This is a genomic window from Rhizobium sp. BK289 (assembly GCF_014193575.1).
GTDB lineage: Bacteria > Pseudomonadota > Alphaproteobacteria > Rhizobiales > Rhizobiaceae > Rhizobium > Rhizobium tropici_C.
In genome coordinates this window covers 485,292-497,143 of record NZ_JACHZO010000001.1, presented here as the reverse complement: position 1 = coordinate 497,143, position 11,852 = coordinate 485,292, and the positions used below count along the sequence as shown (strand labels likewise).

The window sequence follows — 11,852 nt, the reverse complement described above, 5'->3', positions numbered from 1 at the left end:
TCGCTGCTTATCAATGCCTAGACAGCTTCAGGCAGCAATTGACCATAAATTCTATAGAGAAAGGAATGAAGACGCGACCGCATCCGTAAAAACGAAATGGCTTTTCTCGAACGCCTGCTTTTAATGCGGCATCGTGGCGCCGGATGAAATCGGAGCCTGCCCATGAACGCGCAATTGCACCATATCAACGCCAAGCATCCCGAGGCGACCTTGCTGGAGACCGAGCAACAGGCGCTGGCCGTCGCGCAGGAGCTTGCCGCACGCTTTGCCGCCACCGCTTCGGAGCGCGATAGCGAAAGGCTGCTCCCGTTTGCGGAAATGGATGAGCTGGCTCTGTCCGGGCTGCTGGCGATCACCGTTCCCGAAGAATATGGCGGCCTGGATGTCTCGAATGCCACCCTGGCGGAGATCACCGCGATCCTGGCTGAGGCCGACGGCTCAATCGGGCAGATACCGCAGAATCATTTCTACATCCTCGAAGCCCTGCGCATCGACGGCTCGGAAGATCAGAAGCGCTATTTCTTCGGCCGCGCATTGGCCGGCGATCGTTTCGGCAACGCCCTTTCCGAACGCGGCACGAAGACGGTCGGGCACTATGATACCCGTATCACCCGCGACGGTCCCGGCTATCGTATCAATGGCCGCAAGTTCTATTCGACCGGCGTTCTCTTTGCCGATTGGGTCACCGTCTTCGCGCTGGATGAAGCCGACAAGCTGGTCATGGCCTTCGTTCCCAAGGGCACGGAAGGCATCGAGATCATCGATGACTGGGATGGCTTCGGGCAGCGCACGACCGGCAGCGGCACCACGGTCCTCAACAATGTCTATGTGAATGCCGATCACGTCGTCCCCCATCACAAGGGCTTCGAACGGCCGACGACGATCGGCTCGGTCGGTCAGATCATCCACGCCGGCGTCGATCTCGGCATTGCCCGAGCCGCATTTGCCGCAACGCTGGACTTCGTAAAAACCCGATCCCGCCCCTGGATGGATAGCGGCGTCGAGCGCGCGAGCGACGATCCGCTGACGATCGCCAAGGTCGGCCAGATCGCCATCCGGCTGGAAGCAGCGGCTGCGACTATCGAACGCGCCGGCCGCAAGGTCGATGCCGCACAGGTCGAGACGACCGAAAAAAGAGTAATTGAGGCAACGCTCGCCGTCGCTGCCGCCAAGGTGCTGACGACGGAAATCGCCATCGAAGCGACGAATACGCTGTTCGAGCTTGCCGGGACGGCATCGGTCAAGCTCGACCTCAATCTCGACCGGCACTGGCGCAATGCCCGTACGCATACGCTTCACGATCCGGTTCGCTGGAAATATCATGTCGTTGGCAACTACCATCTGAACGACGTCATTCCGCCGAAGAACGGCGCACTTTGATAAGAGCGCAAACAAAAGCCCCGTTGCCGACATTGGGCAACGGGGCTTTTCTGTCCGATGAGGTCTGATCAGCTGTAGAGGCTGACTTCGGGAATCCGGTCGTTCAGCACGAACTCGCCGACTTCCTTGGCCTTGTAGAAGACCGGATCGTGCAGCGTATGCGTCCGCACATTGCGCCAGAAGCGATCGAAGCGATATTTCTCTGCGGTCGAGCGCGCGCCGGTGAGTTCGAAGACGCGTGAGGTGATATCCAGCGAAACGTGCGTCGCATGCACCTTCGCCGCATAGGCCTCGGCTGCCGCCTCGCCGCGCTCGCGCGCCGTTGCCCTGCTTCCTCTCGCAAGAGCCTCCTGCACCGCTGCCGCGGCGCTATCGGCCAGCGCAACGGAAGCCTTCAAGGCCGCAGTGAACTCGCCGACACGCTCGAGAATATAGGGGTCGTCCGATGCACGCTCGACGCCGGAAGTAACCCAGGGCCGTGTCGTGGTGCGGACGTAGTCGATGGCCTCGCGCAACGCGCCCTCGGCCGTGCCAAGATAGAAGTTCACGAAAACAAGCTGAATGAACGGCGTGTTGAACGTCGCGAGCACCGGCGCCTCACCGCCAGTCGCCGCCGCCCTGTCCAGATCCTCCTCATAGACGGGGAAATCATGGAATTCGACGCTGCCGCTGTCGGAGAGGCGTTGGCCGAAATTGTCCCAGTCGTCATTGGCCTTGTAGCCCGGCCGGTTCGTCGGAACAGCAAAGCCGACGATCCTGTCGTCGAGCGCGGCATTGGCATTGATATAGTCGGACACGCGAGCGGCCGTCGAGAAGGATTTGCGGCCATTCAGGACATAACCGTTGCCGCGACGCGTCAGCACGAGGCCTGGATCGCGCGGATTGACGGCGGCGCCCCAATAGAGGCTGTTGGCAACCGTCTTGCTGCCGAATTCCTGCGCTCGTGTCTCGTCGAAGGCCCAATAGACATATTGGCTGTTGACATAGTGATAGCCGAGAAGCTGGCCGATGGAGCTTTCGCCGCGCGCAAGGATGCGCACCAGCCGCAATCCGTCCACCCAGTCGAGACCACCGCCGCCGATCTGCTGTGGGTGCAGGGCGTTCAGCAGCCCGGCATTCTTCAGTCTGACGATTTCGCCGTGAGGAGGCCGTCCCTCCCGGTCAAGTTCTGCAGCTCGCTTCGAAAGATCCGCGGCAATCTCTTCCGCTCTGGCAAAAAGGTCCTCTCGCGTGGCATTTCGATTGCCCGCAAAGACGACGTTGGACTGGCTCATGATATGAACTCCGGTTCAGTGACGTAATCCGGCGGGATCAAGGGACCCCGCCGAAAGATCGAAGTCGGCAGCTTAGAAAAGCTTGTCCGGTATCCAGCTTGCGGTCACTGCGTCGCTAGCGCTGAAGGCGGGAACTTTCTGTGCCAGTTCCTCGATCGTCTTGACGCTGGCCGCCCGCAGCCCTTCCTGCGTCAGCAGGGTCGGCTTGACGGTGATCTGATGCGGAACCTCCTGGCCTGCGACCTGCAAAGCCGCGGCACGGATGGAGACGGCGCCGACCACGGCCGGATTGGTTGCAACCGTCGCGACCCAGGGGCTGCCCGGCTCGGTGATCTCCTGAATGTCGGCTGTCGATACGTCGGCCGAGTAGATCTTCAGCTTGTCGGCAATCCCGAGATCGGTGGCGGCAAGCTTCACACCGCGCGCGAATTCGTCATAGGGAGCGAAGACGACCGATATATCGGGATTGGCCGTCAGCGCCGCCTTTGCCTGGTCCGCGGTCGACGTCGCCGTCGTATCGCTGACATTGCCGAAACGGGTCTTCTCGACGACCCCTGCATTCTGCTTCTTGAACGTGTCCCAGACCTCGTTGCGACGGTCGAGCGGCGCAAAGCCGGCTACATAGACATAACCTGCCTTGAAACTGTTCCCGTTGTCTTTGACGGCCTGCTTCAAAGCGAGATCGGCAAGCTCATGATCGCTCTGCTCGACCTGGGGGATCTTCGGATTGTTGAGATTGACGTCGAAAGCGACGACCTTGATGCCCTTGTCGAGCGCCTGCTGGACGACATCGCCAAGCGATTCCGGCAGGCCGTGATCGATGACGATGGCAGAGACGCCAAGATTGATTGCCTGGAGGATCTGTTCGCGCTGAGCTGCGGCATCCTGACGGCCGGGGAAGACGCGTAGATCGATATCGAGCGCCTTCGCCTGCGCTTCCGCACCGGCCTGATAAGCCTGAAAGAAATCGCCGGCGGATATGTAGCTGACCAAGGCGATCTTTACGCCCCCTTTATCAAAGGGCGCGGGAGCGCCATTCACACCGCCAGCCAGCGCAGTCTGCGCAAGAAGAAGAGGAGCAACGGCCGACAGGACAAGCCGTGTGAGAAATTTCATTGTCGCGACCCTCACGATCAATCGGAAGCGTCGTCTGACGGAATGATGACCCTGCGACGCGTGCAATTATTTAGCTATAAACTCTATGTTTTTAGTAGATTAAATTATCCGATTTTGCCCGCCTTCGGAGATTCTTTGTTCGCGACGGGAAGGCTTGGCGGCAAGGGCTTGCCCACGAGATCGCGCAATCTCGCAGATAGCCAGTTCGGGTGATGGCGATAGAGCAGCGTCCGAAAAGGCAGACCTTGACCTGTCAATCACTGCACGAGCCACGGAAACCCGATCTGTACATTAGAAGGCTGGATGACGGAAATTTCCCAGGCCGCTCCAGTTTTGGAAAAACGTTCCTCCCGCAAATCATTTAAATCTACCAATTTTATATTCTATTGGCATTTATGGATTGCTGGAGAGGATGCTTTCATGACCAAGGAACAGACGATCGGCCTCGGACGCCGGGATATTCTTAAACTGACGGCGGTTGCCGGAACGGCGCTCGCGGCCTCGAGCATTCTGTCCAAAACCGCGGCAGCTGCCGATGATGCATTGTCGTTGAAAGGCAAGCGGATCGCCATAAGCGCGACGGGAACCGACCACTATTTCGACCTGCAGGCCTACAACGCACAAATCGACGAAGTGAAGCGCCTGGGCGGCACGCCGATTGCCGTCGATGCCGGCCGCAATGACGGCAAGCTTGTCTCGCAGCTGCAGACGCTGATCGCCCAGAAGCCGGACGCGATCGTCCAGATCCTCGGCACGCTGAGCGTCATCGACCCCTGGCTGAAGAAGGCCCGCGACGCCGGCATTCCCGTTTTGACCGTCGATGTCGGCTCGACCAACTCGATCAACAACACCACCTCGGACAATTGGGGCATCGGCAAGGACCTGGCGCTGCAGCTCGTCTCCGACATTGGCGGCGAAGGCAATATCGTCGCCTTCAACGGCTTCTACGGCGTGACGCCCTGCGCGATCCGCTACGACCAGCTCGTCAACGTCGTCAAATACTTCCCGAAGGTGAAGATTATCCAGCCGGAGCTGCGTGACGTCATTCCGAATACGGTTCAGGACGCATTCACCCAGATCACAGCGATCCTCAATAAATATCCGGAAAAGGGGTCGATCAAAGCGATCTGGTCGGCTTGGGACATTCCGCAGCTTGGTGCCACGCAGGCTCTCGCCGCCGCCGGCCGCACGGAGATCCGCACCTACGGCGTCGACGGCAGCCCGGAAGTGCTGCAGCTCGTCGCCGATCCCAATTCACCGGCGGGCGCCGATGCTGCCCAGCAGCCGGCGGAGATCGGTCGTACGGCTATCCGCAATGTCGCCAAGCTGCTCTCGGGGCAGACGCTGCCGCGCGAAACCTACGTCCCTGCCCTGCTGGCAAACAAAAGCAATGTCGCCGACGTGATCAAGAAGCTCGGCATCGGCTGACCTGCAAACCGGCGATGCGGATCTCCCCGCATCGCTCCTCCAAAGGCGAAAGGCCTCTTTCATGACCGCAGCCGAGCATGCGACCACAGCAGACAACGAGTCGCACATCCTGCGCTTCGATGGCATCGTCAAACGCTTCGGCGGCGCGCAGGCACTGGCCGGAGCGTCACTTGCCATCAGGCGCGGCACCGTCCACGGACTTGTCGGTCAGAACGGAGCGGGCAAATCCACTTTGATCAAGCTCCTTGCCGGTCTGCATACCCCGGACGAGGGACGGATCGAGATCGAGGGCCGGGCCTATGATCGCCTGACGCCGCATCTGTGCGAAGAGCTCGGCATTCATTTCATCCACCAGGATCGGCTGCTGGTCCCGACCTTCACCGTCGGAGAATCGCTTTTTCTCGGGCGAGAGACCCGCCTCGGCAAGACGCCTTTCCTCGACCGCAGCGCCATGCAGCGGCGGGCAGCAGAGCTCCTTGCCAATTATTTCGGCGTCGATCTGCCGAAGAACGCGCTCATCAGCGAGCTCTCGACGGCCGAACGCCAGATCGTGCAGATCACCCGCGCGCTGCTGCATAAACCGAAGATCCTTGTCTTCGACGAGCCGACCGCGGCGCTGGTGCGCCAGGAAGCGGAGATCCTGTTCCGCCTCATCCGTCGCCTGCGCGGTGAGGGCGTGACCATTGTCTATGTCTCGCATTATCTCAATGAAATCGAGGCCTTGTGCGACGATGTTACGGTTCTGCGCAATGGTATCGATGTAGCTTCTCTGAGGGCAAGCGAAATCTCGGCAGGTAAGATTGCCAACCTGATGGTCGAACGCGATATCGCCGACATGTTTCCCAAGCGGCAGGTCGAACTCGGCAAGGAAATCCTCAAGGTCAGGAATCTCTCGGCAGCCAGCCGTTTTCACGATGTCAGCTTCTCACTGCATCGCGGCGAGATCCTCGGTATTACGGGCCTTCTCGGCTCGGGGGCAAAGGATCTCGTTCGCACCCTGTTTGGCTTGCAGGCCGCAACAGATGGGACGATCGATGTCGATGCGCGTGGCCTGAAGCCGCGCAACCCGGTCGAAGCCGTCGATCACCAGATCGCCTTGGTACCGGAGGATAGGCGCGGCCACGGTGTAGGTCTGGAGCTCAGCGTCCGTGAAAACATCACCCTGTCGAGCCTGGGCCGCTATACGCGCTTCGGCTTTCTCAACAAAAAGCGAGAAAGCGCCGACACCGACGAGCTGATCAAGCGGCTGCAGATCAAGACGGCTGGACGCGAGGCATTGGTGCGGACGCTCTCGGGCGGCAATCAGCAGAAGGTGGCGATTGCCAAATGGCTGAGCCGCCGGTCGGATATCTACCTGCTCGACGAGCCGACCGCCGGCGTCGACATCGGCTCGAAGGTCGAAATCTATTCGCTGATCGGCGAACTTGCCGCCCGCGGTGCCGGTGTGATCGTGCTGTCTTCGGATCTTCAGGAGCTTGTCGGCATCACGGACAGGATCCTTGTGCTATTCCGCGGTCGCGTGACGCGTGAACTGATTTCCTCTCAGACCACAACGGACGAAGTTCTGTCGGCATCCACCGGTGCCTTGGAAGGATTGCGCCATGTCGGCTGATGTTCAATTTGCCTCGCTGCCTGAAACTTCGACGGCAAAAGCCTTACCGACCGGCGGCAGGCTTGCCGCTGCTGCCCTGCGGTTCGGTTCGCTGCTTGCCTTTGCAGCCATTCTGGTGATTTTCGCGCTGACGGCGCCCTATTTTCTGACGGTCGGCAATATCGGCAACGTGCTCGGACAATCGGCCATTTCGGGTGTTCTTGCCATCGGCCTCACGATCGTGTTGATTGCAGGCGGCTCCAATGTCGTCACCGGTGGCATAGACCTCTCGCTTGCCGCCAATATGGGGCTGAGCGCCGCGGTTTACGCAAGCCTCATCCAGCTCGGCTTCAGTGACCTGGTCGCCGCGGCGGGCGCGCTGGCGACCGGTCTGGCGATCGGCGCCGTCAATGCGCTGGCGATCGTCTTTGCCGGCATCGTACCATTGCTGGCGACCCTCGCCGTAATGAACGTGGTCGCCGGGCTGGAGCTGGTGCTGACGCAGAATACCGTGCTTCCCGCCTCGACTGACCTCCTTGCCCTTCTGTCATCGTCTGACGGCTTCGGCATTCCGATCCTCGCCTATGTGCTGATCGGCTTCACCATCATCGCCACGGCGATCGTTCAATTCACCCCACTCGGCCTCAGGCTCTATGCCGTCGGCGAGTTTCCGGAGGCCGCACGCGCCGCCGGATTGCCGTTGAGGAGCCTGGTCGCGGGCGCTTTCGTCGCCAGCGGGTTCTGCGGCGGCATCGCCGGCATCCTGTCGGTCGCCTATCTCAGCGGCAGCACCACCGGTTCGGGCGAAATGCTGCTTCCCGTCGTCGTAACGGCCTTGCTCGGCTCTGTCTTCTCGCGCCGGCTCGTACCGACCATCGGCGGCACGCTCATATCGACGCTGTTCGTCGGCTTTCTCATCAATGGCTTTCAGTTGCTCAACCTGCCAAGCACGCTGGTCAGCGGCGTTCAAGGTCTTCTGATCCTCATCGTGGTTTCTGCCACCACCCTGCTGCGCAAACGGGAGATCTGAGCCATGACCGCTGCCATCGCTCCGACACGATCATTCGCCGGCCTCGCCCGCTATGGACTCATTGTCGCCCTTGTCGTCGTCTTTTCCCTGTTTTCGATCGTGGCACCGACATTTCTCAGCATCGGCAATCTGCAGAGCATTCTCGTCAATAACTTCACGCTGCTGGCCATCGTCTCGATCGCCATGACCTTCGCCGTTGCCGCCGGCGGCATCGATCTCTCCGTCGGAACGGCGGTCGATTTCGCAAGCTTCGCCTTCGTCTCCGGTATTCTTGCAGGCCTGCCCGTGCCGCTGGCCGCCTTGGCGGGCCTTGGCGCCGGAGCCGTGGTCGGCAGCGTCAATGCGGCGCTGATCTCGGCGATCGGCGTCTCGCCATTCCTGGCAACACTCGGAACGCTGTTCATCGGCCGCAGCATTCAGCAATTGCTCACGGACGGTGGCAATCCGGTCTATCTGCCGCCTTCCGGCGTCCCCGCAGCGTTCCGCTTTATCGGTCATGGAACGATTGCCGGCCTGCCGGTCCCGCTTCTGATCGCCGCGGTCATCATCGCGGGCGCAGCACTGTTGTTCGGGCGCATGCGCTTCGGCCGAGTCGTGCTTGCGATCGGCATCCAACCGCGGACGGTGCGCTATTCCGGGATTGGACTGGCAAAGCATGTCGCCGTGACCTTCATTCTTGCAAGCACGATTGCCGCCTTTGCCGGGCTGATCCTGACGGCGACGGTCACCGTCTATATCCCCTCCTCCGGCAACGGCTTCATGCTGAACGCCATCGGCGCCACCTTCATCGGCACGACCTTTTCGCCACTCGGTCGGCCGAATGTCGCCGGCACCGTTCTTGGCGTTCTGCTGTTGAGCATCGTTGCCAACGGCCTGCTGCTGACGGGCCTGAACTTCTATTGGCAGCAGGTCGGCACCGGCCTTTTGATCTTCGCCGTGCTCGCCTTCAGCTTCGTCAACAAGAAAGCCGTCGGCGTCTGATCGCCGGCCCAACGATACAATCGCAGGAATAGCAAGATGACACGCGAAATCAGGCTCAATGCCTTCGACATGAACTGCGTCGGACACCAGTCACCGGGCCTATGGCGCCATCCGCGCGACAAATCCTGGACCTACAAGGACCTCGATTATTGGGTCCATCTGGCAAAGACGCTGGAGCGCGGCAAGTTCGACGGCCTGTTCATCGCCGACGTGCTTGGGGTCTATGACGTTCTGAACGGCAATGTCGATGCGGCCTTGCGCCATTCGGCACAGGTGCCGGTCAACGATCCGCTGCAGCTCATCCCGACCATGGCCTATGAAACGGAGCATCTCGGCTTCGGTCTGACGGCTTCGCTCTCTTTCGAGCATCCCTATACCTTCGCACGGCGCATCTCGACGCTCGATCATCTGACGAAAGGGCGCGTCGGCTGGAACATCGTCACCTCCTATTTAAACAGCGGCGCGCTCAACATCGGTCAATCGGCCCAGACACAACATGACGATCGTTATGCGTTGGCCGAGGAATATCTCGAAGTCTGCTACAAGCTTTGGGAGGGCAGCTGGGAAGACGACGCCGTCATCCGCGATCGCGAGAGCGGCATCTTTACGAGACCGGAAAAGGTGCATCCGATCCGCCATTCCGGCAAGCATTTCAGCGTACCCGGCATTCATCTCTGCGAACCGTCGCCGCAGCGCACGCCTGTGCTCTACCAGGCGGGCGCCTCCAGCCGCGGCAAGGATTTCGCCGGCGCGCATGCCGAATGCATTTTCGTCGCCGCACCGTCAAAAGCGGTCCTGAAACGCTATGTCGCCAATGTTCGCGAAGCCGCCGAGCGCATCGGCCGCAATCCCCGAGAAATCCTCTCCTTCAATCTTCAGACTGTGATTCTCGGTGAGACGGATGCCGAGGCGCAGCGCAAGTTCAACGAATACCGTCAATATGTTTCGCTCGAAGGCGCGCAGGCGCTGATCTCCGGCTGGACGGGCATCGATTTCGGCCAGTTCTCGCCCGACGAGGTGCTGCGCCATCGCCATACCAATGCGGTGCAATCTGCTGTCGAGACCTTCACCACCATCGACCCAGGCAAGGAATGGACGGTGCGCGAAATGGCGGATTGGGTCGGCATTGGCGGCTTCGGCCCGGTCTTTGTCGGCTCGCCACAGACGGTCGCGGACCTCATGCAGGAATGGATCGAGGATACCGACGTCGACGGCTTCAATCTTGCCTATGCCGTCACGCCCGAAAGCTTCGAAGATGCCGTCGATCTTCTGGTGCCGGAGCTGCAGAAGCGCGGCGTCTACAAGACCGAATATCGCGCGGGCACCCTGCGCGAGAAGCTCGGCGGCAGCGGCCCAAGACTCACGGCACCGCATCCGGCGGCCGGCTATCGCAATCTTGGGGAAGTTGCGGCCCTATCCAGACGCGCCGGATAGGCTTCAGGCAAGGGGCCGCCGCGATCTTCCGCAGCTGCCCCGGCTTGGACGGAGACGGCTCTTCTCAGCCGCCCCAGGTCTGATCGAGGACGCGAATCCAGTTCTGATGCGCGATCTTGGCGAGCGCCTGGTCGTCAAAGCCATGCGCGCGCAGGGCGTCGATCAGCTTCGGCAGCCCGCTCGCATCGCCTAGTGCTGCCGGTATGGTCGTACCATCGAAATCGGAACCGAGCGCGACGTGCTCTATGCCAATGCGCTCGGCAATGTAGGCGACGTGGCGAACGAGGATGTCGAGCGGCGTATCCATGTTCCTCGCGCCGTCATCGCGCAGGAAGAGCACGCCGAAATTGATGCCGACCAGGCCGCCCGTATCGCGGATCGCGTCGAGCTGCCTGTCGGTCAGATTGCGGCTGTGCGGGCTGATGGCATGCGCGTTGGAATGCGAGGCGACCAGCGGCGCATTCGACAATTTCGCGATATCCCAAAAACCCTGCTCGTTCATGTGCGATAGATCGATCATGATCCTGAGCTCGTTGCAGGCGCGGATCAGATCCTTGCCGGCATCGGTGAGGCCAGGGCCGATATCCGGCGTCGAGGGAAAGCGGAACGGCACGCCATGAGCAAAGACGTTCGAGCGGCTCCATACAGGCCCGAGCGTGCGTAGCCCGGCCTGATGCAGGACGTAAAGAGCATCGAGATCGGCCGCGACAGCCTCCGCGCCCTCGATGTGGAAAATCGCAGCGAATTGGCCCTCGGCAATGGAGCGCTTGATATCGGCGGCCGAACGGCAAACCTTTACCGCTCCCTTGGAGCGGGCCTCGATCGCTAGCAAAAGCCGCGCCATGGCCAGGGTCTCGTTCAGCGCGTCGGGCTGGGCAGGCGTGACAAAATCGGCGTTTTCGGGCTTCGGCTGATCCGGCGACGGAATGAATATGGCGCATAGCCCGCCGGCGAGGCCACCGCGGCGCGCACGAGGCAGGTCGATATGCCCGGCAGCTTCGCCATTCAGGAAAGCGTCGACGGAATTCAAGCCGCCGCGGCGCAGCCGGAGCAGCACGTCGTTGTGGCCATCAAAGACGGGGATTATCGAGGATTCGGTCATGTCTCATTCCAAAACTGTGGTTGATATCTGCGTAGGAAAAATTGGCTGGATGGGCAAATGCAAACTACGCATGAAAAACGGAAGGGTTGCTCGCAAAGCGCGCCGGTGGGGAGTTCCGCAAAGATATGATGGAGACCGGACCATGCCAAGCCTCGTTATGTGCGGCATAAAGCTATTGCCGGAAGTCGGCAACGCCTTCAATCAAATACCGGGGCGACATTGGTCTGCAGCGCAGCCCAAAGTCCGTCCACTCTTGCAGATATCCGATCGGCCCGCCGTCCCGAAATCGCTCGGTATGTGCCAATACGACACGAATCCACACCACCTGGCGCCATAGTTCAGGGCAATTGCCACGCGAATATGAGGTTGATGACCCGCGGGACTTGCCTTTTCGAAATCGCGCTGCAAATGAAAGGGTTTGGCATCATCAGGTAGCTAAGGATACGGCAGGTGCAACATGTCGTTTCGCTGGAGAAAAGACAGCCCGAAGCAGGCTTTGAACCTTATTCCTGTTGA

The 11,852-nt window shown here is 60.6% G+C and carries 9 protein-coding genes; 6 read left to right on the top strand and 3 right to left on the bottom strand.

Annotation, left to right across the window (positions count from 1 at the left end; translation table 11 throughout):
• The first annotated feature begins 162 nt into the window (after window positions 1-162).
• Window positions 163-1,380, top strand: a complete 1,218-nt coding sequence (locus FHT84_RS02300; protein ID WP_112344871.1) for an SfnB family sulfur acquisition oxidoreductase — start codon at window positions 163-165, stop codon at window positions 1,378-1,380.
• 68 nt (window positions 1,381-1,448) lie between these two features.
• Here FHT84_RS02300 and FHT84_RS02295 read toward each other — a convergent pair whose 3' ends face one another.
• Entirely contained in the window at window positions 1,449-2,654 is a 1,206-nt protein-coding gene (locus tag FHT84_RS02295; RefSeq protein WP_112344870.1) for an acyl-CoA dehydrogenase family protein, read from the bottom strand.
• A 72-nt stretch (window positions 2,655-2,726) separates the two neighbouring features.
• Window positions 2,727-3,770 (bottom strand): substrate-binding domain-containing protein, encoded by a 1,044-nt coding sequence (locus FHT84_RS02290; protein WP_112344869.1) that lies wholly within the window; start codon window positions 3,768-3,770, stop codon window positions 2,727-2,729.
• Between the two features lie 420 nt (window positions 3,771-4,190).
• On the opposite strand from FHT84_RS02290, the gene FHT84_RS02285 reads away from it, so the two are divergent.
• From FHT84_RS02285 to FHT84_RS02265, 5 genes are all read left to right on the top strand, one after another.
• Window positions 4,191-5,198 carry a sugar ABC transporter substrate-binding protein gene (locus FHT84_RS02285; protein WP_112344868.1) on the top strand — a complete coding sequence of 336 codons (1,008 nt, stop codon included), beginning with the start codon at window positions 4,191-4,193 and terminating at the stop codon, window positions 5,196-5,198.
• 61 nt (window positions 5,199-5,259) lie between these two features.
• Window positions 5,260-6,810, top strand: coding sequence for a sugar ABC transporter ATP-binding protein (locus tag FHT84_RS02280; protein ID WP_113250449.1), 1,551 nt, complete (start codon window positions 5,260-5,262; stop codon window positions 6,808-6,810).
• Window positions 6,800-7,819, top strand: a complete 1,020-nt coding sequence (locus FHT84_RS02275; protein ID WP_112344866.1) for an ABC transporter permease — start codon at window positions 6,800-6,802, stop codon at window positions 7,817-7,819. Before FHT84_RS02280 ends, FHT84_RS02275 begins: the two co-directional genes overlap by 11 nt.
• Window positions 7,820-7,822: 3 nt before the next feature.
• Window positions 7,823-8,800 carry an ABC transporter permease gene (locus FHT84_RS02270; RefSeq protein WP_112344865.1) on the top strand — a complete coding sequence of 326 codons (978 nt, stop codon included), beginning with the start codon at window positions 7,823-7,825 and terminating at the stop codon, window positions 8,798-8,800.
• Between the two features lie 36 nt (window positions 8,801-8,836).
• Entirely contained in the window at window positions 8,837-10,234 is a 1,398-nt protein-coding gene (locus FHT84_RS02265) for an LLM class flavin-dependent oxidoreductase (protein WP_183760893.1), read from the top strand.
• Window positions 10,235-10,298: 64 nt separating this feature from the next.
• Here FHT84_RS02265 and FHT84_RS02260 read toward each other — a convergent pair whose 3' ends face one another.
• A complete protein-coding gene (locus FHT84_RS02260) occupies window positions 10,299-11,336 on the bottom strand; it encodes a dipeptidase (RefSeq protein ID WP_112344863.1) in 1,038 nt (345 codons plus the stop codon).
• Between the last annotated feature and the right edge of the window lie 516 nt (window positions 11,337-11,852).

Coding starts and splice junctions, on each gene's coding strand:
- FHT84_RS02300 (WP_112344871.1), top strand. CDS start 163: ATGAACGCGCAATTGCACCATATCAACGCCAAGCATCCCGAGGCGACC.
- FHT84_RS02295 (WP_112344870.1), bottom strand. CDS start 2,654: ATGAGCCAGTCCAACGTCGTCTTTGCGGGCAATCGAAATGCCACGCGA.
- FHT84_RS02290 (WP_112344869.1), bottom strand. CDS start 3,770: ATGAAATTTCTCACACGGCTTGTCCTGTCGGCCGTTGCTCCTCTTCTT.
- FHT84_RS02285 (WP_112344868.1), top strand. CDS start 4,191: ATGACCAAGGAACAGACGATCGGCCTCGGACGCCGGGATATTCTTAAA.
- FHT84_RS02280 (WP_113250449.1), top strand. CDS start 5,260: ATGACCGCAGCCGAGCATGCGACCACAGCAGACAACGAGTCGCACATC.
- FHT84_RS02275 (WP_112344866.1), top strand. CDS start 6,800: ATGTCGGCTGATGTTCAATTTGCCTCGCTGCCTGAAACTTCGACGGCA.
- FHT84_RS02270 (WP_112344865.1), top strand. CDS start 7,823: ATGACCGCTGCCATCGCTCCGACACGATCATTCGCCGGCCTCGCCCGC.
- FHT84_RS02265 (WP_183760893.1), top strand. CDS start 8,837: ATGACACGCGAAATCAGGCTCAATGCCTTCGACATGAACTGCGTCGGA.
- FHT84_RS02260 (WP_112344863.1), bottom strand. CDS start 11,336: ATGACCGAATCCTCGATAATCCCCGTCTTTGATGGCCACAACGACGTG.